The sequence below is a fragment of the Acinetobacter sp. ANC_7588 genome (assembly GCF_056783995.1).
This window is the reverse complement of the sequence record NZ_JBWYIU010000001.1, coordinates 144,392-167,935: the sequence shown is the minus strand read 5'-3', so window position 1 is coordinate 167,935 and position 23,544 is coordinate 144,392. Positions and strand designations below refer to the sequence as shown.

Here is a 23,544-nt window from a genome sequence, read left to right as displayed (position 1 = left end):
CTAAGATTCAATCACGTAATGAAATTCAGAATCCGAAACTTGTTTAAATGCGCATGTCAATTTATGTAGCTGACAATAACGTTGAATATCGATTTGACTGTTCGGATCTGAAGCTTTTAATAAAAATTGCTGAGGTGCACTATTTTGTTTCATCGATTTCTTTAGTAGCAGTAAAGGTAAAGGGCAGGGTTTACCCATCGCATCGATTAATACTTGAGACATAGTAAAACACGAGATTGAATAATGAAATTGGTCATTATTCTAGCAAAAGTGTGACTTAAGAATAAAATTAAATGATTTAGATGAACTGTTCAAATAAAGTGCAATTTTTGCACTAAATTTGTGTGATTAATATACAAGTTTTAGTTAGATAATTAGCTAAAATTTTTCTATTAATTGTGTTGTACCCATGTTAAGCTCAATGCGTACTTAAGGATTGCGTAGAGAAATTTGTTCTCTAAGCCTTATTTATAATGGATATAACCGGGATTTTGTTAATAGTTTTACAGAATGATTACAAGCTTTGAAATAAAAAATGTTTTAAAATTTGTTTGCTCTGCTGTTTGCAACACCGGGTGGTCCCTTTTCTTACCAACTGAGGATTAACTTATGACAGCTCGCGAACAAGGCGTTGTTAAGTGGTTTAACGATACTAAAGGTTTTGGCTTTATTCAACGCGCAGGCGGTGATGACGTATTCGTTCATTTCCGTGCTATTCAAGGTGAAGGCCACCGTTCACTTCGTGACGGTCAACGCGTAGAATTCAGCGTTGTACAAGGTCAAAAAGGTTTTCAAGCTGAAGAAGTTCAGCCTTTAGACTAATCCTACTTTTCACTGAAAATTAGGTTGCGCTCCAATTTTGATAAATTGGGGCGTTTTTTGTTTATACTATAGACCATTATCAAATATTGATTGTAGAGCCCCTTATATGTCATCAGGTTTCGAAACCCTTAATTTACATCCGCAACTTAAGCAAGCGATTGATGCTTTAGGGTTTAATGAAATGACCCCCATTCAACAGAAAGTATTGAAATATACGTTGGCAGGGCATGATGCAATTGGACGTGCACAAACAGGCACAGGAAAAACCGCAGCATTCTTAATTAGTGTTATTAATGATTTACTGAATAATCCGATACAAGCACAGCGTTATCGTGGTGAACCCCGTGCCTTAATTATGGCGCCAACGCGAGAGCTTGCGATTCAAATTGAAAACGATGCACGTGATCTGACTAAATTTACCGACTTAAATGTTCTGACTTTGGTGGGTGGTGTAGATTTTGATAAGCAAAAAAAACAACTGGATGAAAATTTCGTTGATATTCTTGTCGCGACACCAGGTCGTTTGATTGATTTCACTGAACAAAAAGAAATTTGGTTGGATCAAATTGAATTTTTAGTTATTGATGAGGCAGATCGTTTACTGGATATGGGGTTTATTCCTTCTGTAAAACGCATTGTTCGATTCTCTCCACGCAAAGAACAACGTCAAACGTTAATGTTCTCTGCTACGTTTAGTTATGATGTACTCAATCTTGCTCAACAATGGTTATTTGAACCTGTTACTGTCGAAATTGAGCCTGAGAAAAAAACCAATGCTGACGTAGAGCAACGTGTTTATGTGGTTGGGAAATCAGATAAATACAAATTGCTTCAAGAAATATTGCGTGATGAGCCAATTGAAAAAGTCATGATATTTGCAAACCGCCGTGATCAAGTCCGTAAGCTGTATGATCATCTTAAACATGATGGTTATAAGGTAGTAATGTTGTCTGGCGAAATTGCGCAAGATAAACGTTTAAAGATGTTGGATCAATTTAAAAATGGCAAACACAACATTATGATCGCAACTGATGTGGCTGGTCGAGGTATTCATGTGGATGGTGTGTCACACGTGATTAATTTTACTCTGCCTGAGCAGTCTGATGATTATGTACACCGTATAGGTCGTACAGGTCGAGCAGGAACAAGAGGGGTGAGTATCAGTTTCTTGTCAGAAGATGATGCTTTTTATTTACCTGAGATAGAAAAAGCGATTGGTCAAAAGATTCCATTGACACGTTTAGATGGTTATTGCTAATTGCTCAATAAAAAAAAGTCCCATCAAAGGGACTTTTTTTATAGGAAATTTTAGCGGGATGAATTACAGCTGAAGGTGATTGTTGTTTGGTAGTCAGTGTCTTTTTCGATTGTATTTTTAGTGCCGATCACAGAGCCAAGAACTGATGAAGCTGCAGTAATGAGTTTACCAGTCTGTTCATCCACAACACCTTTTAGTGCGCCGTTATATTCAGTTTTTTCGTCAATTAAGACAGGCGCAGAATTCTTACCACAAGTTTTGTTCGCGGCAGAAATTGCATTATTTTTTGCAAGAACTTGGGTTTTGCCTAATCCTGACACTTCATATTGATTGTTTGGTTTTTGAATAGCAAGTGTTTCAGTAGGTGTTGATGCACAAGCACTCAGGAGAATTGTTGCAGTAGCTACAGAAGCCAATGTCATTAATTTTTTCATTTTATTTTTCCTCTAGCGTTGCAATATTAAGTTTGGAGCTCAGTCATGTATGCTAGGGCTTAAATTCCAAAGAATTAAGCATGTTTTGTATCGATTTTGAAGTGAAATACCTGATTTCTGTTTGATTGTAATCATGCTGGATGTCTCGTGTATAAGTATAACTGTAGAGTAGTTTTCAATGTTTATGCTAAGCTTAAGTACATAGTGTTAGTTTAAAGATTAGTCTTCAAATGTCAGATCAATTTTCTCAAGTAGTGCATGACAATATTCATCAGCGTCAATCCGTTGGTCATTTGGTAGAACCTCATCCTAACGCAGAACAATTAGAATTAGCTTTTAAAGCCGCTTTAACCGCGCCTGATCATCATCGTCTGAAACCGACACAATTTATTATTGTGAAAGGAGAGCAACGAGAAGCATTTGGAGTTTTACTCAGTGAAGCAGTAGCAGACCTTGGTGAAACTGATTCAATTCAAATTGAACGCGCACGTCAGCATCCTATGCGTGCACCTATGCTGATTATCGCTGTAACACGATTTCATGATCATGCGAAAGTTCCATATTTTGAACAAACTTTAAGTTCAGGTGCTGCAATACAAAATCTTTTGCTCAGTTTACAAGCTCAGGGTTTCAATACCATGTGGCGCAGTGGTGCTGTTGTGGAGTCGGATCTATTTAAAAGAAAGTTAGGGCTACAAACGCATGATTTAATTTCAGGTATCATTTATGTAGGGACTGCTTTTAAGGCGATTGCACCACGCGCTGAGATTGAAACAGATGCATTCGTCAGTTTTTGGCAGCCGTAATTGCAACATTGCAAATTTAACGATTAGAAAAAGAATGTTTAGGATTTAAAAGAATGTCGGAATTAAAGTTTTCAGATTTGGTCGAGCCAGTTGCAATTGATCATAAAACAGCCTTGCGTGTTACGATTCTTGGTGGTGGTAGTTTTGGTACAGCCATGGCGAATACGGCAGTGCGAAATGGTTGTGACACCATGATTTGGATTCGTGATGAGGAAATTGCGAATGAAATCAATCGAACACATGTTAATTCAAGATATTTGCCGGATTACAACCTTGAGCCAGCATTAAAAGCAGAATCCAATCTTGAAAAGGCTGTTCGAGATCGAGAAATTATTTTGGTCGCTATTCCGAGCCATTCATTCCGAGATGTACTCAAACAGATCAAGCCCTTTATCACTGCTCAGGCGGTTGTATCACTCACAAAAGGGATCGAAGCTAAAACCTTTAGTTTCATGAGTGATATTATTCGTGAAGAGCTTCCAGAAGTGCCTTATGGCGTCCTTTCGGGCCCAAATTTAGCGAAAGAAATTATGTCAGGAATGCCTGCTGGAACAGTGATTGCCAGCCATTCTGAATTGGTGAGATATGCAGTGCAGCAAGCATTACACAGTGCACTATTTCGTGTATTTGGAAGCGATGATGTACATGGCGTGGAGCTTGGAGGCGCACTTAAAAATATCTATGCTGTCGCAATGGGGATGGCTGCAGCCTACAACGTTGGCGAAAATACCAAAAGTATGATTTTGACACGTGCGTTGGCGGAAATGAGTCGCTTTGCTGTACAGCTAGGCGCAAATCCACTGACATTCTTAGGTTTGTCTGGTGTTGGCGATTTATTCGCAACGTGTAATAGTCCTTTAAGTCGAAATTATCAAGTTGGATTTGCTTTAGGTTCAGGTAAAACCTTAGAGCAGGCAACGACGGAACTGGGGCAAACGGCTGAAGGGATTAATACCATTGTGCAAGTGAATGCAAGAGCCAAAGAGCTTGATGTCTATATGCCAATCACCACAGCACTTTATGAAGTGATTTATGAAGGTGCACCACCATTACATATTGCATTATCTTTGATGAAGAATGGTCATCGAAGTGATGTTGAATTCGTATTGCCGCATCATAAAGTTTAAGATTAATGAATGGTTTATCATCATTGTCATAATGTTTAGATATGATGGATGACACATGGTTTAGGGAAAACAAATGCAACTCACTTTAGTTCGTCATGGTGAAGCCGCTCCACCAATTAATGGTAATGACTCGAAACGACCACTGACTGAGCGGGGTCATATTCAAGCTGAACAAACTGCGCACTTTTTAAAAGACGTAGTAGCACCTGATATATTTGTAGTGAGTACTTTGCTCAGGGCGCAGGAAACTTTAAAACATATACAGCAACTCTTTCCAAATGTTGAAGTTTTAGTATGTGATAAAATTAAACCTGACGATGATGCTAAAGTTGCAGTTGAGTGGTTATCTCAACTACCTTTTGAGAATATTGTGGTTGTATGTCATATGAATGTTGTGGCATATATTGAAGAAATTATTACGTCTGAATTTTTTAATCCTTTTTCGCTTGCTGAAGCGCGGATTTATGATCAGACAGTCATTGCTGCGGGACTTTCCACAAAATTAAAACATTTTGTACCGTCAGCTTAATAACCATAAGTGTTTAATGAATAAAACGGCAGAATAAAATTAATGTTGTATTTATGGATGCCAGTGTCGAATGGGGTTTGGCTCTGGTCAAATGGTGAAAATTGGAATTCATCAACAACGCTAGAAGAGTTGATTCAAGATACTCAACCGTATCATGGACAAGAAGCTGTTGTATTCTTTTCAAGCCATGATGTACAAATTATTCAACAAAATATGCCCAAAGCTCAATTCAAGCAAATTGGAAGCGAAGGCGCTAAATATTTACTTGAAGAATATACCATTCACTCCATTGATCAGATGAAAGTGCTTATTCAATTTGAGGCACCAGACCAATTGTCAGTAATGGGGATCAGTCAATACCAAGTCCAAACAATGCAACATGCTCTGAACTTGATTCCGGGGAAAGTGGTTGCGCTATTACCCGATTTTTTGGTCTTACCAGTGCCAGAACAGGGGCAAACTATTTTAGCTAATATTCATGGGCATTTATTGGCGAGAACAGGATCAAATCAAGGTTTTGCGATTGATGATTTAGCATTGTTTTTGGATCTATTGCCAAAGCCTATACATATTTTGCATGATCGGTTAAATGATGATCAGATGATGAGTTTGATTCATGCAACGGAACAAAATGAGCGGGAAAGCTTTAATTATGTATTTAAAGCTGAAAAAAAATTAAAGAATCATCCATTCAATGTTTTGCCTAAAGCAAAAAACACAGAGGGTGGAATCTCAGGCTATTGGAAAGCATGTGCAGCACTGCTTGTGGGCTTGCTTGTAGTGCAATTCAGTTATGATTTAGTGCGTTGGGTAAAGTTAAAAAAAGTATCTGATCAAACGGCTTTGGTTGCGGTAGAGCAATATCAATCTTGGTTTGGTCCCAACAGTCGTCTCAATGAGCAAAATTTGCGAAGCCAATTTGAAAGTAATTTGCGGATGAGTAAACCTGCAAATACTGAGGTCTTACAGTTAATCAGCCGTGTAGGTCCGATTTTAATGCAACATCAAATTATCGCAAATCGTGTTTCTTATGAAGCATCTGGTTTAAGTATGGATTTGGTGGCGGACTCATCCGAAAAATTACAAAATCTAATTCAGCAAATGAATCAGCAAGGCTTCAAAGCTGAACTTGGGAATGTGCAAACTCAGGATAAAATGGTCGTTGGTTTGGTGAAAGTACAATAATGAAAACTTTAGAAAAATTTCAAAATCAATTTGATCAATTATTTGAAAAGATTGATGACTATTTATCGTCATTGAGTGTGCGTGAGCGTGTACTTGTCATCGCTGCAACGATTATCGTTGTCGTCGCATTGATTGGATCTGCTTTGTGGAAAATGCACGAAGCAGCAGATAATCAGCAAAAAAGATTGAATGAACTGAAAGACACATTGGTGTGGATGCAATCCAATGTGATGACAATGAAATCTTCAACAGATTTGAGCCTAACACCTTCGGATAAAATTCAGCGTGTGGCACAACAAGCAGGATTATCTGTGGTCACACAACCAAGCGATAATAAATTAATGATCAGTGCTGAGCATGAAAACTACGCGATCCTCGCAAATTTTCTTACCCAATTGGTTCAAATGGGTTTAAGTGTTGAAAAATTGGAACTTATTAAGTCTGGAGCTGCGATTAAATTAACAGCATCAGTACAGTAAGTGGTGAAAATAAACCTATGACAGGCATAGCGTTTTGGGCATACTCAGCCTATAATGTGGCAACTTAAAAAACCGCAGTTTTTGAGATATGTTATATTCGCTTGCTCGTCCATTTCTATTTTCATTGGCGCCTGAGCGTGCACATGATTTGACATTATCAATGCTTAAATCGACATATAAGTTTGGCATAATGCGTCAAAAAATAGACCCAAAGCCAGTGACTTGTATGGGTATTCAATTTCCAAACCCAGTTGGTTTGGCTGCAGGTTTAGATAAAAATGGTGCATATATTGATGCACTTGCGAGTTTAGGTTTTGGTTTTATCGAAATTGGAACCATTACCCCTCGACCTCAGTCTGGTAATCCTCAACCGCGTTTATTCCGCCTTCCAGAGGCTCAAGCGATTATTAATCGTATGGGTTTTAATAATGATGGTGTAGATCAGCTGATTGAGAATGTTAAAGCAGCAAATTATAAAGGTGTATTAGGCATCAATATCGGTAAGAACGCCGATACAGCAGTTGAAGATGCTGTAACTGATTATCTCATTTGTTTAGAAAAAGTTTATAATTATGCATCTTATATTACTGTTAATATTTCATCTCCGAATACCAAGAACTTACGTAGTTTACAAAGTGGACATGCATTAACAGAACTTCTTGAAACTTTAAAAAATCGTCAACTTGAACTTGCTGAACAATATCAACACTATGTTCCACTGGTATTAAAGGTTGCCCCAGATTTAACTGAGTCAGATATTGAATTTATTGCATCTCAATTAATTCAATTTAAAATTGATGGTCTGATTGTGACCAATACGACTTTGTCACGTGAGGGTGTAGAAAATTTAGCGCATGGTGATGAAGCAGGTGGTTTATCTGGTGCGCCTGTATTTGAAAAAAGTACACAATGTCTATCTGCATTTTCAAAATTACTTCAAGGTCAAATCCCATTGATTGGTGTTGGTGGTATTCTTAGTGGTGATCAAGCCGCGACTAAACAGCAAACGGGTGCGCAATTGGTTCAAATTTACAGTGGTCTAATTTATACAGGGCCAAAACTGATTAAAGATTGCGTACAAGCTATGACCTAATCTATGAATACCATCGATATCTTTATACTGATTATTCTGCTCATTGGAGGGCTTAACGGTTTGCGTCAAGGATTCGTTAAAGCCTTTGCGAACTTGGTAGGATGGATTTTTGCACTCATTATGGGTGCAAAATTTGCGGGTCAAATTGCGCCTTCAATGTCCGCACTCAGTCAAGATCCTGTGGTTCAAAAAATAGCGGCATTTGCTTTTATTGTTCTGATTATTGTTGTTTTGACTTGGATCGTCACTGCAATATTAAATCGGTTGCTGAAAAGCTTAAAGCTTGGTCCATTAAATCGATTGGCAGGTGGTGCATTTGGCACCTTGAAAGGTCTCTTAATCGTCCTCATTACTATGCAAGGGATTGGTTCATTTGTAGAGAGCTCTCCACATTGGAAACAATCTAAGTTTATTCAAACTTTATTGCCTTACGCGCCTTTAGCGACTGAGTACACCAAAGAGACAGCGTCAAAAGCTTTAAGTCATATGAAATCAGAAGAGTCGAATCAATCATCAGATTCTTCTCGTCAATCATCTTCTGAACAAGATGATTCGTCATCTCATTCAACGAATAATCCTTTTTATTAATCCTAGCTTGTCTGCGAGGTTGCTATGTGTGGAGTTGTTGGTATAGCTGGTAAATCACCTGTTAACCAAATGTTGTTTGATGCATTAACGATGTTACAACATCGTGGACAAGATGCTGCAGGGATTGTGACATGCCATAATGGTCGTCTCTTTTTGAGAAAAGACAATGGCATGGTGCGTGATGTATTTCATACACGTCATATGCGTGCATTGTTAGGTAATTACGGAATTGGTCATGTGCGATATCCAACAGCTGGCTCATCGAGTAGCGCTGAAGCACAACCATTTTACGTAAACTCTCCTTATGGTATTACTTTAGCGCACAATGGTAATTTAACCAATGCTGACGAGATTCATGATGATCTGTTTAAAACAGATTTACGTCACATGAATACTGATTCAGATTCAGAAGTGTTATTAAACGTTTTTGCACATGAATTACAAAAACGCGGCAAACTTACACCGACTGCGGATGATATTTTCCATGTAGTCACTCGTGTGCATGAGCGTTGTAAAGGTGGTTATGCTGTTGTTGCGATGATCACAGGTCATGGTTTAGTTGGCTTCCGTGATCCAAATGGTATTCGACCTTTAATTTTGGGATCGCGTGATACCGATGATGGTGTTGAATATATTCTTGCTTCCGAATCAGTTGCTTTAACAGCGCTTGGTTTTAAAGTTGAACGTGATGTGATGCCAGGTGAAGCAATTTTTATTGATGATGCGGGTAATCTATTCACGAAGCAATGTGCGGCTAACCCACACCATAGCCCATGTATTTTTGAGTATGTTTATTTTGCTCGTCCAGATGCCATCATTGATGGAATTTCGGTATACAAAGCACGTTTGAAAATGGGTGAGAAGTTGGCGCAGAAAATCCTGCGTGAATGGAGTGAGGACCATGACATTGATGTTGTGATTCCTATTCCAGATACTTCGCGTACATCCGCTTTAGAACTTGCCAATACACTCGGTGTGAAATTCCGTGAAGGTTTCATGAAAAACCGTTATATCGGTCGTACCTTCATTATGCCGGGTCAGCAGTTGCGTAAAAAGTCTGTACGTCAAAAGCTCAATCCAGTTGAATTAGAGTTTAAAGATAAGAACGTATTGCTTGTAGATGACTCAATTGTGCGTGGCACAACGTGTAATGAGATTATTCAAATGGCGCGTGACGCCGGTGCTAAAAAAGTTTTCTTTGCATCTGCTGCACCAATGGTGAAATACCCGAATGTCTACGGTATTGATATGCCAGTTAAAAACGAATTAATTGCTTCAAATCGTGATGTTGAAGAAATTCGTGAAATGATTGGTGCTGATCGTTTGATTTTCCAAGATTTGGAAGATTTAAAGCAAGCTGTTCGTACGAAAAAAGTACCTGAGTTAACTGACTTTGACTGCTCAGTATTTGACGGTATTTACGTTGCGGGTAACATTGATGAGTCGTATCTCGATGGTTTAGAGCGCAAGCGTAATGACTCTGCCAAGAAAATCAAAGATGGTTATATCGATCTAAATATTGATGCAGCCTCAGTTGATCTGAGTGGCATTAAAGAAAATTAATTTATAGTTTTCTATTTGAAAAAGCGGGTATTTCCCGCTTTTTTAATTTATGATCACAAGACAATGTAATGAGGAAATTTTACATTGAAAGATGTGAGTGGTTACTTAATTAAAAACAAAAATATGCTGTGGTCATTAAGCGTATGTTTAATTGTTATTGTGCTCGCAATTATCATTTTAAACACGACGCTCGGATTGTTGGTTCATTATATTGATCCTTCTGAGTCCATTTGGTGGCATTTTCTCAGTCCATATATGATGGTGCTATTGATTAGCATTATTGGTGGTTCTGTCGTTTATGAGTTTTATGTCTTCCGCTCTGGTGGTCATACGCTCGCAAAACAATTGAAAGCACGACAACTCACTTTTATTGAAAGTACTCCAGAAGAAAGTACAGCGCTTAGACTTGCTGAAAAATTAGCACATCGTTTCTCAATTGATACACCTACACTCTATGTCTTACCCGATGAAATAGGGGTTAATGCACTGACTGCGGGTTTTCATCCCAAAGATACTGTGATTATTCTGACTTGGGGGGCGCTACAAAATCTTGATGAGTTAGAGCTTTATGGATTGTTGGGTCATGAATTCCATAAAATTTTATCGGGTGAAACTCGAGAAAATACTCGTCTTAAAATTTTATACAGTGGGTTAATTACCTTTAGCCAATGGGGCAGTAAAATCGCGAAGCAGGGATTTCGACGTAATCGGGATCAATTGAGAGATAGTTTGGAAACAACTTTTGTGGCGATCGGTGGAGTCATATGGTTAATTGGTAGTTTAGGCGTCTTTATTACGCGTCTGATGAAATATATTACTTTGGGTAGTCGAACATTGTATAACGATGCAATGACAAGACAATTATTGAGTAGTAATGCAAATATTCAAACCTTATTAAGAATCTATGTTCATCACGCAGGATCACAGATTCATAGTGAATATTCTGAAGCTATTTCTCATATGTGCTTTGCTAACTCACTTAGTCCTCAAAGTTGGTTGAATATCCAACCTTGTATTCAAGATCGTATATATGAATTAAATCCGAATTTACTTGAGGATATTCAATTAGAAAATTTACAAAAATTACGCAATCAACCACTATTTAGTTTAATGCGTTCTTTAGAGGAATCTATTGCTGAAGAATATAATCCATGGATGTCACCACAGCCACTTCCATTATTAAGATTATCACCGATCAGCTTTGCAATTAAGGATGCCATCAAACCCTTAAATAGTGAAGTTAGACAGCAGATGAAACGTCCAGAACTCATTCAAAGGGCTTTGCAAACTTCGACTGGTGCGCGTGAAGTGATGGTTGCGATTTTAATGATTCGGCAGTACCGTGAATTTATTCCTTCTGATGCGCCTGTGAGTCGTGCAATTGTCGACTCACTGTTAAATATAGATGGTCGAGTGCATATTCAAATTTTTCATGAGGCATGTAAGCAGTTGGGAAATATGCCTGCTACAAGTGCGCGTCAGTTTATTACTAAATTGGCTAAAATTATTCAAGAAGATGGTGAAATTGGACTTTTGGATGCTTTGCTGATTGAAAAGGTGAAGTCTCAACTGGATTTATTGCCAATACATCGTCCAACATCAATCGAGGATGCTAAGCCGCAAATTGTTAGGCTAATAGATGCGTTATTACATGTTCAGCAGTTAAATACTGCTAATCAGCTTGAAGTTAGAACCCAAATCTTAGAACGAATTTTAACTCGTGATGAAATTGAGTTTTATGAAGAAATTTCAGATGAACCTATCGACTTAGGTGAAATTCTTAATGATATTGCTGGATTGTTGCTGAGAGATCGGTTGAGTATTTTGGGTGTTGCTGAATTATGTTTATGGAATGATCGAATCATTACACAAGATGAGTTAGATGTACTTGAATTATTATATTGGCGACTTGGATTTGAAAGTGATGAAATTGTGGATCAAATGCATAAGAAAAATAGCGTCATTATTGTTTAGCTATCAATGCATTCTGAATTTAAAAGGTGCAAGGATATTAATGCGTCATAAATGAAATTAAGTTATGATTGTTTGCGGATTAAAAGTTCAGTAAAAGATTAAAAAAGTGGGTAGAATACCCAGCCCTCATGCCAGTCCATCTGTAATGAATGTGAATATGTTAGAGCATCAAAGAAGCCTCTTAGCTGTGATGGGAATCGATATATGGATTCCACAAAATACGGCACAAACACGTCATTACAAACCTTCCTTATATCGCGATCAAGTTGAAGAAAATCATCCAACAGATGTATCTTTTCCTGAATTTGCGCAAGCTCAATTAGAACAGTTCATCACAAAACCAGCTTCACAAGCTGAACAGCTAAATAAAGATGATTCTTCGCTTCAGTTAAAAAGTAATCCAGACGGTGTGCAGCTTCCTCGAGAGTTTGTGGAAAATGACAAACAGTCTCAAGATGAAGTTGTTGAGCGTCAACCGCTTGTAATCGATGCTTTTGAAATTCAAGCGATGATCACTAAAACACATACTATTCTGCTAGATGCTACAGCGCTCACCACAGAACAAGAAAACTTATGGGTGAATATCCAGCGTAGTGTGAGTTCACAGTTTTACGATTTAAAATGGCCATTTAATTTCGCACAATTCCAAGATGGAAGAGGTGCTGAAGTATTTATACAGGGTTTTATCGATGCATTATCTGTTGATAAAAAAATATTGAGCTTAGGGTATTTGCCGCATATATCGACGACGCAGCATATGCAGATTGCAAGTTTACAAGACATGATTGAGCAGCCATTGTTAAAACGTCGCTTGTGGAACTTAATTAAAAATTAAATCGATACTGGATCTAAAGAGGGAGTTTTATGAAAAAAAAGGTTGTGGTATTTAGTCAGATAGATCCGAAAATATTAAATCAATTAGAATCGAAATATCAGGTCGTTCAACTTAATCCGAAACAGGGTGACATTAATGAGCAACTTTTAAGAGAAGTTGCGGATGCAGATGGGATGATAGGCGCTGGGCGTCGTTTAAATCAAGACAACTTGAAGACTGCAAAAAAACTTAAAATTATTTCGTCGGTCAGTGTGGGTTACGATAATTACGACGTTGAATATCTAAAACAACAGGGTATTTGGTTGACCAATACGCCTCATGTGTTGACAGAGACGACCGCTGATTTGGCTTTTACCTTATTGATGAGTGCGGCTCGTAAAGTGACACATTTAGATTCTTGGACAAAGCATGGACATTGGACGCGTACCGCTGGTGTTGCACAATTTGGTCAAGATGTTTATGGGAAAACGCTAGGTATCATTGGCTTGGGTCATATCGGTGCTGCGATAGCTCGACGTGGTTTTTATGGATTTAATATGAATATTCAATACCATAATCGAAAACCATGTATAGAGCGAGCTGAGCCTTTAAAGGCGAAATATTGTGATCTTGATACTTTACTTTCAACGTCTGATTTTATCGTCATTGCAGTCGATTTAAATGAGCAATCGAAAGCGCTGATCGGTCAAGCTCAATTTGAGAAAATGCAAAAACATGCTGTGTTTGTGAATATTGCCAGAGGATCAGTTGTGGATGAGTCGGCCTTGATTGAGGCGCTTGAAAATCACAAAATTTTTGCTGCTGGTTTAGATGTTTATCAGAAAGAGCCGCTCCAAGAATCACCATTGTTTCAATTGGAAAATGTAGTGACATTGCCGCACGTAGGTTCGGCGACAGCAGAAACCAGAATGAAAATGGCAAATCTTGCTTATGATAATCTGGTAAAAGCCTTAGATGGGGATGAGCCTCTATATATTGTGAATAAGTAAAGTCTTTTGAGCGTAATAATAAACGTAACAGTTCATCATTAATCTTCACATCATTCAGTGTTATAGTCGATGGAGTACACGTTTAGGAATACAGGTTTGAAGAAGATCATTTTGGCTTTATTGATAGCGAGTTCGAGTTTTTCAGCGGTGGCTGATGAACTCTACAGTGCCAATAAAATTCAATTTGAAGTGCCTGATATTAATAGTGGTGTTGGATTTATCGATCAACAAAAAGAAAAAATGATCGGTGAAAAAGTCTATCGTCAAGTACAGCAACAACTTCCAGTGTTAAACAATGTTTGGTTGGAAGATCAATTTATGGCTGTATTCCGAAAAATTATTGCGCAAACACAGTTGGGTCAACCAATTGCTTTGGTGATTGTAAATGATCCACAAATTAATGCCTTTGCTGTACCTGGTGGTTTATTTGCATTGAATAGTGGGTTAATTACGTCGGCAAAGAATATGGATGAAGTTGCGGGTGTGGTTGCTCATGAGGTGGCACACGTCTCGCAAAGACACTACAGCCGTTCTCAAGAGGCTTTTAAAGGGCAGGGATTGCTTGCACTCGCTGGTATCATTGTGGGTGCTGCAATTGCATCACAAGCTGATGGTAATGCAGGTGCTGCACTGATGATGGGAACGCAGGCTGCATTGGTGGATCGACAGTTAAGTTATAGTCGTAATCAAGAGCGTGAAGCAGACCGTATTGGAATGCAATTGATGTATCGTGCCGGATATAACCCGTACAGTATGTCTGAGTTTTTTGAAACCATGAATCGTGCGACTCCAAAAATTAGTTATCTTCCTGATTTTTGGTTAACACATCCTTTGACTACTCAGCGCATGAGTGAGGCACGTTTACGAGCAGATCAACTTCCTAAAGTTCCGTATAGCAACACACTCTCTGAGTTTGATCAGATCAAGTGGTATACCGCAGTTGTGACCAATCAAACCAATGAGGAACAGTTAAAGGGAGTGGTGAGAGCAAATGCATTGGCTGGAAGAATTGCACTGTCTGCTTTTTATTTAAAGCGTGGTGATTTTGATCTAGCACAAAAAGAAATTGAACTTGCTAAGAAAATCCAGCCAAATCATCAACTTATCGCGCTTATTCAAGCAGATATCTACTTGGCGACCAATCAATTTGATTCTGCGCAGGAAACGATATTGGTGCGTCAACGAATAACACCTGAAAATCGTGCTTTAAGTTATAAATTAGCTGAAATTTATATTCGACAGGGAAATTTTGTTGCTGCTGAAAGGTTGGCGAATAAATTTATCCAAACCAATAATCGTGATACGCAAGCATGGTTCATTCGACAACAAGCGGCAAATTTAGATATTAAAAATCCTTTACGTACTGTAAATGTATTGCGATATCGGGCTGAAGTTGAATATTGGAAGGGAGCGGAAGAGAATGCGATTCGCTCACTCATTCATGCTCAGCGTTTAGCCAAGGAAAATAACTCTATGAGTGCAGTCATCAATCAAAGACTGCGGATGATGCAGGATGAGCGTCAACAAAAATTATAAGAGGTTTAAATGATAAAAGGTCAATGCTTATGTGGAAAGGTGCAATATATTTATCATGGTGATCTTGAGAAAAGTATCTTGTGCTATTGCAAGCACTGTCAGTTGGCTCAAGGCGGTTTTACTGCATGGAATAGCCCGATCCCGCTTGAAAACTTCGAGTTAATTTCTGGTGAAGATGTGCTTAAGTCTTATTTTCATACCGAGTTAAAGGCAAGAGTATTTTGTGGTGAATGTGGAAGTCCTTTATATTCACATCGACTTGATTTACTAGGAATTATACGTTTAAGGCTCGCTTCTGTGGTTGAAGGGAAAATACCGCCACCTTATGAAGAGTTTTTCCAGGAATACAAACCTAACTTTATTGAAACTATTCATTCTTAGTGATTAGATTCTTTTAGAATGATGAATGAATAAATATTTTAAATTATGTGATTGAATCTAATAATGAAATTGCCACTATTTTTTATGATGTTGTTTGGGGCAGGGGTGTTCACTCATGCGGAAACACTTCCTGTTAAATTTACACAAGAAATTGAAGTTGTATCACAAAAATATAATGCCGATATGAGGCATTTTCTAAAAATGCTAGCACCAAATACAACACACTTTAGCCTTGATCAGACTCAAAGATATTGTGTCATTGTTGGAACTTATGTCGATGGTTTTTATCAGGTGGTGGATAAATATCGAAAGGATTTACCATTTTCCTACTCTAGAATGAGTAAACAGGATGTTGTTGAGAAAGTGAACCGATCTAAAGAAATGCAGATTTTACAAAGATATAATATTCAATGTGAGTTTAAATAATCAGAAAGTGAAAAACTAAAAGTATTGTTGTAATAAAATCGGGGATACGTGATTTAGACTGGACTATTTAATGACATTATTAAATAGACCAAATCAAACATAATACGAAAAGTTAAGAAAGTTGAGCTTTAATTTTACTCGAAACTTGTGCAGGATCGGCACGTCCGGCTATGATCGGACGTAGAGAATTCATCACCTTACCCATATCTTTCATGCTAGTAGCTTGTTGCGCAGCAATCGTTTGCGCAATAATTGAATCAAGTTCTTCCTCAGTCATAGCTGCTGGTAGAAATTGAGATAAAACCTCAACCTCGGCTTGTTCCTTACTAGCTAAGTCTTGTCGATTAGCGCTTTCAAAAGCTTTAATCGATTCTTTACGTTGCTTGATTTGTTTTTCAATGACCGCGAGAACTCGACTATCATCTAGTTCTACGCGTTCATCGACTTCGATTTGCTTAATTGCTGCTTGGAGACTACGAATCACCGTTAACTTATCCATTTCTTTAGCACGCATTGTTGCTTTCAAAACGTCAGTAATTTGGTTTTTTAAAGTAGTCATTTATATATCCGAGCAGTCAATCACAAATTAATCTTAGTAAAGGCGAGTAGTACGTACTGATTCACGCGCCAATTTCTTTTGGTAGCGTTTAACAGCAGCAGCTTTTTTGCGCTTACGTTCTTGAGTTGGTTTCTCGTAGAATTCACGTTTACGAACGTCAGCTAAAACACCCGCTTTTTCGCATGAACGTTTGAAACGACGGATAGCTACGTCTACTGGTTCGCCTTCTTTCAATTTAACTTGTGGCATGAAGAATCCTCTAGTTTATGGATAAGACTAAGCGCCGAATTGCGCTGAGTCACAAGTGAAGGTCAGTATTTTACTCATTTACATCTCATATCACAAGTCTATAATAGCTTTAGCAATATTTTGAAATGGGTTAAAGGCAATTTAATGATCGTTTTAGGCTTAGAAACGTCGTGTGATGAAACTGGTCTCGCACTCTATGACAGCGAAGTCGGCTTAAGAGGACAGGTGTTATATAGTCAGATTAAATTGCATGCTGAATATGGTGGAGTGGTACCTGAATTGGCATCCCGCGATCATGTTCGTAAATTAATTCCTTTAATCAATCAATTGCTTGAAGAAAGTCAAATCAAAAAATCTGAGATTGATGCGGTGGCTTATACACGTGGTCCAGGCCTAATGGGTGCACTCATGACTGGAGCATTATTTGGTCGTACGCTTGCATTTGCGTTAAATAAACCAGCGATTGGTGTGCATCATATGGAAGGGCATATGTTGGCGCCTCTTTTATCAGCTACTCCACCGGAATTTCCGTTTGTCGCTTTGTTGGTCTCGGGTGGGCATACACAATTAATGGCGGCATATGATATTGGTCATTATGAAATCTTAGGTGAGTCGATCGATGATGCAGCGGGTGAAGCATTCGATAAGGTTGCTAAGATGATGGGGTTGCCTTATCCAGGCGGTCCAAATATCTCTAAACTTGCTGAGCAAGGTGATGCCACTGCTTTTGAATTTCCACGTCCTATGTTGCATCAAGGTTTGGAATTTTCATTTAGCGGCTTAAAAACAGCAGTTTCTGTCCAAATGAAAAAATTAGGTGAAGAAAACCGAGACGCTGATATTGCTGCGAGTTTTCAAGAGGCTATTGTTGATACATTGGTCAAAAAATCAGTTAAAGCATTAAAACAAACTGGTCTTAAGCGTTTGGTCATTGCTGGTGGTGTGAGTGCCAATAAGCGTCTTCGTGAACGTCTTGAAGCAGATTTAGCTAAAATAAAAGCTCAAGTATATTATGCTGAACCAGCTTTATGTACGGATAATGGCGCCATGATTGCTTTTGCTGGATATCAACGCTTAAAAGCAGGACAGCATGATGGCTTAGCCGTGACAACGACGCCACGTTGGCCGATGACGGAACTCAAAAAACCTACTGAAGCATAGATGTTTGGTCACGAGAAAAAAGAGGCTTATAGCCTCTTTTTTTATATTTACACTATTGAAAGAATTTGCATGTCTTCTGGTGAGAGTTGAAGATTCACTGCATTTGAAAATTGGGTAATTTGTTCAAGGTTTGTTGCACTGGCGATTGGTGCTGAAATATGCTTTTGCGCAAGTAACCAAGCCAAAGCTACCTCAGCAGGTGCTGCATTGTGGCGCGATGCCACATCTCTGAGCTTATCTAAAAGGTTTAAGCCTCGCTCATCAAAATATTTTACAAGCGTATCTGCACGTTGACGCCCTTGAATATTGTCTAATGACGAATATTTCCCAGATAGAAATCCACTAGCCAGACTATAAAAACTTACTACACCAATTTGATGGCGTTCACAAATGGGTTGCAGTGTTTGTTCGAATACATCGCGATCGTAAAGATTATATTCAGGTTGAAGAACCTGATAATGTTGCACACCAATCTTTTGTGCAGCTTGAATAGAAGCGTCTAATTGATTAGCTGAAAAATTAGAAGTGCCATAGGCACGAATTTTTCCTTGATCTTTGAGCTTTGAAAATGCTGATAATGTTTCCTCATGAGGTGTGTTTTCATCAGGCCAGTGTGCAAAATAAAGATCAAGATAATCTGTTTTCAAACGGCTTAGAGAGTCTTCAACTGCTTGCATAATCCATCGTTCAGATAAACCTTGATGGCCGGGAATCCCCATATCTAAACCGACTTTAGTAAATAGCACGATGTCTTCACGTTTACTTGGATTTTGTTTTAACCAATTACCAATGATTGTTTCTGACTCGCCACCATGATTGCCTGGTGCCCAAATGGAATAGAAGTCTGCTGTATCAATGGTGTTAAATCCACGCTCATACAGTGCATCTAAAATTTTGAAACTTTGTTTTTCATCAACCGTCCAACCGAATACATTTCCTCCGAATACGATGGGTGCGATGAATAAATCAGTTTGTCCAAGTTTTCTTTTTTGCATGAAACATCCTAGGTAGAATAATACGACTTATTCTAGCTATATAGGATTCGTCTATTTCTCGCTATCCAAATAATGTATAAACATTATCCAATGATTTTGACAAAAAAAGAGGCAAAAAGCCTCTTTTTTAATTCTCTATGTATTCAAGCAGAATCAGAAACGATAACCTGCGCTGATGTTGAACCCATCAAATTTAGCCCCATCAACTTTAGTACCTTCATAACCGATATTGATCGCATATTGCGGAGCAGGATTAATATTAATACCAACACCATATGCAAACGCTGTTTCACTTAGATCCATGTTTTCGTATATGTTCAAGGCGCGATATGAACTTTCAACTTTTGAATGCGCGATCCCGACAACACCATAAACACTGAAATTCTCATTAAGACGATATGCAGGGCCTGCTAGCAAAGAAAAATGCTTTACATCTGTATCTTGGCGTTCACCTGGTTCAATCCAAGTTTCATCACCAGTTTGATACGACATTGTTGCCATAACGCTTAAAGGAGTCTCGAGTTCATAGCGATATTGAGCGTGAACACCGCGAATATCAAACGCATTTTCAATTTCAGACTGAGCATAACCCAATGAAACGGTGTGTTGTTGGGCAAAAGTTGTCGTTGTTAAAGTGGTCATCGAGAGGATTAAACCCAATTTTAAAAATTTAGTTATCATGGCGCATGCTCATTATTTGTGATTTGTTTATCTTTAAATGCAAAAAATGGTGATCATTTTTTGGTAAATGCTATTGTACTTTCTATTTTTCTATTGTAAATAAAAATTAAAGAAATAGTTTTGTTTGTATTATAAATGGTGTGAGAATGTATTTATTGACTCGCAATTGAGTTTTTAAATCGTTCTTTTAATGCAATATAGTGGGAATGCTGTTTAGCTTCATCCCATTTCACTTTAAAAATTCGTGCTGCTGCAGCTTTAATAGGGTCTTCTTGTTGGCGTGGTAGTTCTTCACGCCCGTGAGCACCACTTAAACCTTTTTTGTCATTAGGTACAGGACCTTTATATTTTTTTCCGCCTTTATGGTTTGCATAACGTCTCGCTCGGGTATAACCCATTTGTAAAAATTTACGAGCCATATCTGCACCGACAAAATCATCGACTGCTAAATATTCAAGAAAGAGTTGATAAATCTTATTAGAACTCTCTCTAGCTTTATCTTCATCTGCAAATTTCCAAAAGGGCAGAATTTCAGATTTGTAGGGTTCGACGAGTAATACACCCTGTTCACCACGACCAATTCGATAGAGTTCTGGCCTTTCTCTGAAGTTAATTTTTGCAAAGTCCAATGAGTAATCAAAACTTTGAGAATAAACACGAGTGCTTCTATGTGGGATGGTATCAAGGTCGTTATGATTGCGAGTCATCACGTTCTCTTTTGTACTTTTAAAAAATATATTAGGTGATCTGAAATGAAAAACGATTATAGAATTGTGAGTGATATTTTAAAATTGTGATTAGTTGTTTTAAAGAGATGCGCTAAACACGCCGAAAGATTGAAATTGAACTGTACGAGAAATCAAAACAACGAATTAGACTATTGACGATAGCGGGGCGAAATTAAGTTTTAAACTTAAAATCTAGCAGACACAAATGATTAGACATGACTATGCTCAATAAGAAACATTTTGTCATATAAGTTTTATATCTATGAATTAATCTAAGCGATACGTATAAAAATAATTTTGGAAGTCTGATTGGATCTTATCATCATCATTTTTGGCTATCTATATGGTCGTAAATTTCATCCCAACAAGTACATTGAACAAGTATTTTTTTTAGCCCTGATTTTATTTATATTTTTTTGCACTGTTTACGCAGCGCCAAACCTACTTGCATTAGAAAATCCTAGAGCTGTTTTGAGCAAGCTAGTTATTCTCGCACTCGGGGTATGCGCATTTACTTACTGGTTTAGTTCACTATTTTATAAGAAGAAACAGCAGGAAAACAGCAAACGTAAAACAATCCAAATTAAGGATATCATTAAAATATTGACAGTGTATCTTTTGCTTAGTTTGGTTTTTGTGGGAGGAATCTTCACTTATCGAATGGATTTAATAGATGAGCAAATAGCTTTAAGTATTCAAAACGTTCTGATCTACATTATTCTATTTTTGATCGGAGTTTTTATATCAGCCTTTAATATCAAAACATTGCAATGGCATGATTTAAAACTCCCAATCATAATGGTTTTGGCAAATACAATATTTGCCTGCTTTATGCTGATAATTTGGAATGAAAGTGCTGTATTGCTTTCTGGATTCGGTTGGGCAAGTCTGTCTGCTGCGATGATTTCACAAAAACTAAATCCCTTATTGGCAGTTCAAGCTTTAATTGTGGATATGATTCGAGGGATGTTTTCCATCATTTTTCTACAGCTTTTTGGAAGACATCAACCACAAGCAGCAATTAGCACCACAGGTGTACTGTCCTGTGATGCATTCTTACCGATGATTAAGCAACATTGTGGTGAGCAATATGTGCTAGATGCGTTTAAAGCGGGACTATTGTTGTCGCTGTTTTGTCCATTGAATATATTTATTGCGATTCATTTTACCCAAAGTATGACAAATTAAACGGTAAAACACCTCAAAGACAGTGATTTTGGCAATCACTAACATACCATCACCATTGATATATCCGGCATTGTGATTCAAAAAAAATTCAGCATCCTCATTCATGTTATCGTGTTCATGCTTACAACCGCGTGTTCCTCCAAGGCCATCGTTATAAATAAAAACATGGCCAGATTTTGAAAGTTGATAATTGAATTGCTGAGAGAATAGGGTGCAAAGGTCTTGCATTTCTGTATTGTTATTGAGGTTTAAGCGAGTAGGCCATGTATTTTTTTTGAAAGCATATCGTGTAATTGCACGATAACTTGAGGGATGTAAACACACAGCAAAAAAATACGATGGTGCTGGGTGGCGGAGCATTTGAGAAATAATGAAATAAATGTATTGGAATTTTAACAGATTTGATTTTCGATAGGCGCTAAGAAGACCTGCTTGACCACGAAAAACATTTATTGTCTTGTCAAACTTTTTGACTTCATAACGTTGCATACATAAAAATCCAACAGGTTTTTCTTCATCAAAATAGATCAAAACCCGTTTGCTTGCAGCATCATCGGGGGCATAGGCTTGCGCAATGTCATTCAAATCACAACCCTCTGGTGTCATGAAGATCGCTTGATGAAGCGTTTTTAATATATTTTGAACATCTGGGGATTGTGTATGTTGGTTACTATATTTTTTAATTTGGAGCATGGATGCAGCCTTTTTCTATAATTATTTGCGTCCTTCATACTATTTTTGAATTGTTAAGTTTGGGTTACATTGATTTTGTTCGAAAAACAAAAAAATGGTAATTATGTTATATTGTTTTATAATTAAATTATTTTTTTAATTCTTATTTGGTTAATAAATTTTATTTAAATCAATAACTTAAAATAAATGGTGGGATTTTTTTGATTTAAGATTTTTTGATGTTGATAGAGAGCACTGAGTTAAATTATTAATTTTATCTTTATAATTATTAATGAATAATTTATTAACTTTTATCGTAATAAAAGCTAATAACTTAGCTTAAAGAGTGAAAGTCGAGAAACTAAGACGTTATTCCATCTTAGTTTCTTATTGCAGAAGCTGATGTAAATGCTTAATCACGCTTTAATTGAGTAGAACCGATCCAATGTTTTGAAAATTGGAATGCAGAACGACCTGAGCGTTGACCTCTGGCTTGGCACCAACGTAGCGCTTCAGCACGTACTTCAGGTGTCATTTCAATACCAGATTTTTTTAAATAGTGCTCTACAATCTCTAAATAAAGATTTTGACCCATTGGGTAGAATGAAAGCCAAAGACCAAAACGATCAGACAATGAGATTTTTTCTTCGATCGCTTCTTGCGGATGTAATTCAGTATATTGAGGCACGTCCACTTTAGTGATCGGGGTGTTTTCATGCATAAATTCTGGTAGTAGATGGCGGCGGTTACTGGTCGCATAAATAATAAAGTTGCCAGAACCTGACTCTAGTGAACCATCTAACACACTTTTTAAACTTCGATAATTTTCGTCTTCAGCATTAAAGGCTAAGTCATCACAATACACGATAAATTTTTCGGGACGACCTTCAATAATTTTTTGTATTTCTGGTAGGTCTGACAGATTATCACGCTCAATTTCAATGATGCGTAAACCACGGTCAGCATATTTTGACAGTAAAGATCTTACAATAGATGATTTTCCGGTTCCACGAGATCCAGTCAATAAAATATCGTTTGCAGGTAAACCTTGTAAAAATTGTTCAGTGTTTTGCAGTATTTTTTCTTTTTGTTTTTCGATACCTTTTAAATCATCAAGATGAATTATTTTAGGTTTTTGAATGGGGATCAGCCGTTTATTTTGCCATTTGTATCCTAGTGCTGAGAAATCAATTTCCTGACTCGGTTCAGATAATGTGTGATTAAGTTGGTCAATAAGTTGAGAAATTTTTGTTAACAGTTGATCTGGTAGTTCTAGAGTCGCCATA

Annotated in this window: 27 protein-coding genes; 18 read left to right on the top strand and 9 right to left on the bottom strand. The window is 37.6% G+C overall.

The annotated features are described in order from the left end of the window. Nucleotides 1–222: a sulfurtransferase TusA family protein gene (locus AC1M9J_RS00835; RefSeq protein ID WP_035265917.1), complete on the bottom strand. Its 222-nt coding sequence runs from the start codon at nt 220–222 to the stop codon at nt 1–3. Between the two features lie 387 nt (nt 223–609). Between AC1M9J_RS00835 and AC1M9J_RS00830 the strand changes: the two genes are divergently transcribed. Both AC1M9J_RS00830 and rhlB read left to right on the top strand, forming a co-directional pair. Further along, complete coding sequence (locus AC1M9J_RS00830) at nt 610–822, top strand: cold-shock protein (protein ID WP_004824348.1); 213 nt, start codon at nt 610–612, stop codon at nt 820–822. A 106-nt stretch (nt 823–928) separates the two neighbouring features. Next, entirely contained in the window at nt 929–2,080 is a 1,152-nt protein-coding gene (rhlB, locus tag AC1M9J_RS00825) for an ATP-dependent RNA helicase RhlB (RefSeq protein ID WP_481951697.1), read from the top strand. A gap of 50 nt (nt 2,081–2,130) precedes the next feature. Here the strand turns inward: rhlB and AC1M9J_RS00820 are convergent, their stop codons facing one another. After that, on the bottom strand, nt 2,131–2,514 hold the full coding sequence (locus AC1M9J_RS00820) for a hypothetical protein (RefSeq protein ID WP_481591217.1): 384 nt from the start codon (nt 2,512–2,514) through the stop codon (nt 2,131–2,133). Between the two features lie 230 nt (nt 2,515–2,744). On the opposite strand from AC1M9J_RS00820, the gene AC1M9J_RS00815 reads away from it, so the two are divergent. The 14 genes from AC1M9J_RS00815 to AC1M9J_RS00750 all read left to right on the top strand — a co-directional run bounded on the left by AC1M9J_RS00815 (nt 2,745) and on the right by AC1M9J_RS00750 (nt 16,025). After that, a complete protein-coding gene (locus tag AC1M9J_RS00815) occupies nt 2,745–3,320 on the top strand; it encodes a nitroreductase family protein (protein WP_481591216.1) in 576 nt (191 codons plus the stop codon). 53 nt (nt 3,321–3,373) lie between these two features. Further along, nucleotides 3,374–4,447, top strand: a complete 1,074-nt coding sequence (locus AC1M9J_RS00810) for an NAD(P)H-dependent glycerol-3-phosphate dehydrogenase (RefSeq protein ID WP_481951696.1) — start codon at nt 3,374–3,376, stop codon at nt 4,445–4,447. Between the two features lie 73 nt (nt 4,448–4,520). Then, on the top strand, nt 4,521–4,976 hold the full coding sequence (locus AC1M9J_RS00805; RefSeq protein WP_035268776.1) for a phosphoglycerate mutase family protein: 456 nt from the start codon (nt 4,521–4,523) through the stop codon (nt 4,974–4,976). 42 nt (nt 4,977–5,018) lie between these two features. After that, entirely contained in the window at nt 5,019–6,161 is a 1,143-nt protein-coding gene (gene gspL / locus AC1M9J_RS00800) for a type II secretion system protein GspL (RefSeq protein ID WP_481951695.1), read from the top strand. Beyond that, on the top strand, nt 6,161–6,640 hold the full coding sequence (gene gspM / locus AC1M9J_RS00795; protein WP_481591214.1) for a type II secretion system protein GspM: 480 nt from the start codon (nt 6,161–6,163) through the stop codon (nt 6,638–6,640). The genes gspL and gspM overlap by 1 nt, the downstream gene beginning before the upstream one ends. Before the next feature lie 88 nt (nt 6,641–6,728). Further along, the gene (locus AC1M9J_RS00790; protein WP_035268767.1) at nt 6,729–7,733 is read left to right on the top strand and encodes a quinone-dependent dihydroorotate dehydrogenase; all 1,005 of its coding nucleotides are present in this window, start codon (nt 6,729–6,731) and stop codon (nt 7,731–7,733) included. A 3-nt stretch (nt 7,734–7,736) separates the two neighbouring features. Then, nucleotides 7,737–8,321: a CvpA family protein gene (locus AC1M9J_RS00785; protein ID WP_179998321.1), complete on the top strand. Its 585-nt coding sequence runs from the start codon at nt 7,737–7,739 to the stop codon at nt 8,319–8,321. Nucleotides 8,322–8,345: 24 nt separating this feature from the next. Beyond that, nucleotides 8,346–9,884 carry an amidophosphoribosyltransferase gene (gene purF / locus AC1M9J_RS00780; protein WP_481591212.1) on the top strand — a complete coding sequence of 513 codons (1,539 nt, stop codon included), beginning with the start codon at nt 8,346–8,348 and terminating at the stop codon, nt 9,882–9,884. A gap of 84 nt (nt 9,885–9,968) precedes the next feature. Next, entirely contained in the window at nt 9,969–11,858 is a 1,890-nt protein-coding gene (locus AC1M9J_RS00775) for a M48 family metalloprotease (protein ID WP_481607019.1), read from the top strand. Between the two features lie 106 nt (nt 11,859–11,964). Then, the gene (locus tag AC1M9J_RS00770) at nt 11,965–12,693 is read left to right on the top strand and encodes a hypothetical protein (protein WP_155756986.1); all 729 of its coding nucleotides are present in this window, start codon (nt 11,965–11,967) and stop codon (nt 12,691–12,693) included. Nucleotides 12,694–12,722: 29 nt separating this feature from the next. Next, nucleotides 12,723–13,682: a 2-hydroxyacid dehydrogenase gene (locus AC1M9J_RS00765; RefSeq protein ID WP_481612488.1), complete on the top strand. Its 960-nt coding sequence runs from the start codon at nt 12,723–12,725 to the stop codon at nt 13,680–13,682. Nucleotides 13,683–13,778: 96 nt separating this feature from the next. Next, a complete protein-coding gene (locus AC1M9J_RS00760) occupies nt 13,779–15,218 on the top strand; it encodes a M48 family metalloprotease (protein ID WP_481607018.1) in 1,440 nt (479 codons plus the stop codon). Nucleotides 15,219–15,227: 9 nt separating this feature from the next. Continuing rightward, nucleotides 15,228–15,599, top strand: coding sequence for a GFA family protein (locus AC1M9J_RS00755; RefSeq protein WP_481951694.1), 372 nt, complete (start codon nt 15,228–15,230; stop codon nt 15,597–15,599). 63 nt (nt 15,600–15,662) lie between these two features. Beyond that, a complete protein-coding gene (locus tag AC1M9J_RS00750) occupies nt 15,663–16,025 on the top strand; it encodes a hypothetical protein (RefSeq protein ID WP_481951693.1) in 363 nt (120 codons plus the stop codon). Between the two features lie 112 nt (nt 16,026–16,137). On the opposite strand, the gene AC1M9J_RS00745 is transcribed toward AC1M9J_RS00750, so the two are convergent. Both AC1M9J_RS00745 and rpsU read right to left on the bottom strand, forming a co-directional pair. After that, nucleotides 16,138–16,584 (bottom strand): GatB/YqeY domain-containing protein, encoded by a 447-nt coding sequence (locus AC1M9J_RS00745; protein ID WP_035268744.1) that lies wholly within the window; start codon nt 16,582–16,584, stop codon nt 16,138–16,140. A gap of 33 nt (nt 16,585–16,617) precedes the next feature. Then, the gene (gene rpsU / locus AC1M9J_RS00740) at nt 16,618–16,833 is read right to left on the bottom strand and encodes a 30S ribosomal protein S21 (RefSeq protein ID WP_001136722.1); all 216 of its coding nucleotides are present in this window, start codon (nt 16,831–16,833) and stop codon (nt 16,618–16,620) included. Between the two features lie 144 nt (nt 16,834–16,977). Between rpsU and tsaD the strand changes: the two genes are divergently transcribed. Continuing rightward, nucleotides 16,978–17,994 carry a tRNA (adenosine(37)-N6)-threonylcarbamoyltransferase complex transferase subunit TsaD gene (gene tsaD, locus AC1M9J_RS00735; RefSeq protein WP_481607016.1) on the top strand — a complete coding sequence of 339 codons (1,017 nt, stop codon included), beginning with the start codon at nt 16,978–16,980 and terminating at the stop codon, nt 17,992–17,994. A gap of 47 nt (nt 17,995–18,041) precedes the next feature. Here the strand turns inward: tsaD and AC1M9J_RS00730 are convergent, their stop codons facing one another. The 3 genes from AC1M9J_RS00730 to AC1M9J_RS00720 all read right to left on the bottom strand — a co-directional run bounded on the left by AC1M9J_RS00730 (nt 18,042) and on the right by AC1M9J_RS00720 (nt 20,377). Next, on the bottom strand, nt 18,042–18,989 hold the full coding sequence (locus tag AC1M9J_RS00730) for an aldo/keto reductase (protein WP_481595492.1): 948 nt from the start codon (nt 18,987–18,989) through the stop codon (nt 18,042–18,044). Nucleotides 18,990–19,142: 153 nt separating this feature from the next. After that, nucleotides 19,143–19,670, bottom strand: coding sequence for an Ail/Lom family outer membrane beta-barrel protein (locus AC1M9J_RS00725; RefSeq protein WP_092766154.1), 528 nt, complete (start codon nt 19,668–19,670; stop codon nt 19,143–19,145). 152 nt (nt 19,671–19,822) lie between these two features. Continuing rightward, a complete protein-coding gene (locus tag AC1M9J_RS00720) occupies nt 19,823–20,377 on the bottom strand; it encodes a DUF4385 domain-containing protein (RefSeq protein ID WP_481595491.1) in 555 nt (184 codons plus the stop codon). A gap of 330 nt (nt 20,378–20,707) precedes the next feature. Between AC1M9J_RS00720 and AC1M9J_RS00715 the strand changes: the two genes are divergently transcribed. After that, nucleotides 20,708–21,586 carry a LysO family transporter gene (locus tag AC1M9J_RS00715; protein WP_481595490.1) on the top strand — a complete coding sequence of 293 codons (879 nt, stop codon included), beginning with the start codon at nt 20,708–20,710 and terminating at the stop codon, nt 21,584–21,586. Here the strand turns inward: AC1M9J_RS00715 and AC1M9J_RS00710 are convergent. Together AC1M9J_RS00710 and AC1M9J_RS00705 are read right to left on the bottom strand one after the other, a co-directional pair. Next, entirely contained in the window at nt 21,515–22,279 is a 765-nt protein-coding gene (locus AC1M9J_RS00710; protein WP_481595489.1) for a hypothetical protein, read from the bottom strand. The two genes, AC1M9J_RS00715 and AC1M9J_RS00710, sit on opposite strands and share 72 nt — an antisense overlap. Before the next feature lie 391 nt (nt 22,280–22,670). Next, nucleotides 22,671–23,543 carry an ATP-binding protein gene (locus tag AC1M9J_RS00705; RefSeq protein ID WP_481951692.1) on the bottom strand — a complete coding sequence of 291 codons (873 nt, stop codon included), beginning with the start codon at nt 23,541–23,543 and terminating at the stop codon, nt 22,671–22,673. Nucleotide 23,544 lies beyond the last annotated feature (1 nt).

Excerpts from the sequence above, each read along its gene's own strand:
- AC1M9J_RS00765 (WP_481612488.1), top strand. The coding sequence starts at position 12,723 with ATGAAAAAAAAGGTTGTGGTATTTAGTCAGATAGATCCGAAAATATTA.
- AC1M9J_RS00730 (WP_481595492.1), bottom strand. The coding sequence starts at position 18,989 with ATGCAAAAAAGAAAACTTGGACAAACTGATTTATTCATCGCACCCATC.
- AC1M9J_RS00755 (WP_481951694.1), top strand. The coding sequence starts at position 15,228 with ATGATAAAAGGTCAATGCTTATGTGGAAAGGTGCAATATATTTATCAT.
- tsaD (WP_481607016.1), top strand. The coding sequence starts at position 16,978 with ATGATCGTTTTAGGCTTAGAAACGTCGTGTGATGAAACTGGTCTCGCA.
- gspL (WP_481951695.1), top strand. The coding sequence starts at position 5,019 with ATGTTGTATTTATGGATGCCAGTGTCGAATGGGGTTTGGCTCTGGTCA.
- AC1M9J_RS00720 (WP_481595491.1), bottom strand. The coding sequence starts at position 20,377 with ATGACTCGCAATCATAACGACCTTGATACCATCCCACATAGAAGCACT.
- AC1M9J_RS00705 (WP_481951692.1), bottom strand. The coding sequence starts at position 23,543 with ATGGCGACTCTAGAACTACCAGATCAACTGTTAACAAAAATTTCTCAA.
- AC1M9J_RS00790 (WP_035268767.1), top strand. The coding sequence starts at position 6,729 with ATGTTATATTCGCTTGCTCGTCCATTTCTATTTTCATTGGCGCCTGAG.
- purF (WP_481591212.1), top strand. The coding sequence starts at position 8,346 with ATGTGTGGAGTTGTTGGTATAGCTGGTAAATCACCTGTTAACCAAATG.
- AC1M9J_RS00830 (WP_004824348.1), top strand. The coding sequence starts at position 610 with ATGACAGCTCGCGAACAAGGCGTTGTTAAGTGGTTTAACGATACTAAA.
- AC1M9J_RS00725 (WP_092766154.1), bottom strand. The coding sequence starts at position 19,670 with ATGATAACTAAATTTTTAAAATTGGGTTTAATCCTCTCGATGACCACT.
- AC1M9J_RS00805 (WP_035268776.1), top strand. The coding sequence starts at position 4,521 with ATGCAACTCACTTTAGTTCGTCATGGTGAAGCCGCTCCACCAATTAAT.
- AC1M9J_RS00785 (WP_179998321.1), top strand. The coding sequence starts at position 7,737 with ATGAATACCATCGATATCTTTATACTGATTATTCTGCTCATTGGAGGG.
- AC1M9J_RS00810 (WP_481951696.1), top strand. The coding sequence starts at position 3,374 with ATGTCGGAATTAAAGTTTTCAGATTTGGTCGAGCCAGTTGCAATTGAT.
- rhlB (WP_481951697.1), top strand. The coding sequence starts at position 929 with ATGTCATCAGGTTTCGAAACCCTTAATTTACATCCGCAACTTAAGCAA.
- AC1M9J_RS00710 (WP_481595489.1), bottom strand. The coding sequence starts at position 22,279 with ATGCTCCAAATTAAAAAATATAGTAACCAACATACACAATCCCCAGAT.
- AC1M9J_RS00835 (WP_035265917.1), bottom strand. The coding sequence starts at position 222 with ATGTCTCAAGTATTAATCGATGCGATGGGTAAACCCTGCCCTTTACCT.
- gspM (WP_481591214.1), top strand. The coding sequence starts at position 6,161 with ATGAAAACTTTAGAAAAATTTCAAAATCAATTTGATCAATTATTTGAA.
- AC1M9J_RS00745 (WP_035268744.1), bottom strand. The coding sequence starts at position 16,584 with ATGACTACTTTAAAAAACCAAATTACTGACGTTTTGAAAGCAACAATG.
- rpsU (WP_001136722.1), bottom strand. The coding sequence starts at position 16,833 with ATGCCACAAGTTAAATTGAAAGAAGGCGAACCAGTAGACGTAGCTATC.
- AC1M9J_RS00815 (WP_481591216.1), top strand. The coding sequence starts at position 2,745 with ATGTCAGATCAATTTTCTCAAGTAGTGCATGACAATATTCATCAGCGT.
- AC1M9J_RS00750 (WP_481951693.1), top strand. The coding sequence starts at position 15,663 with ATGAAATTGCCACTATTTTTTATGATGTTGTTTGGGGCAGGGGTGTTC.
- AC1M9J_RS00820 (WP_481591217.1), bottom strand. The coding sequence starts at position 2,514 with ATGAAAAAATTAATGACATTGGCTTCTGTAGCTACTGCAACAATTCTC.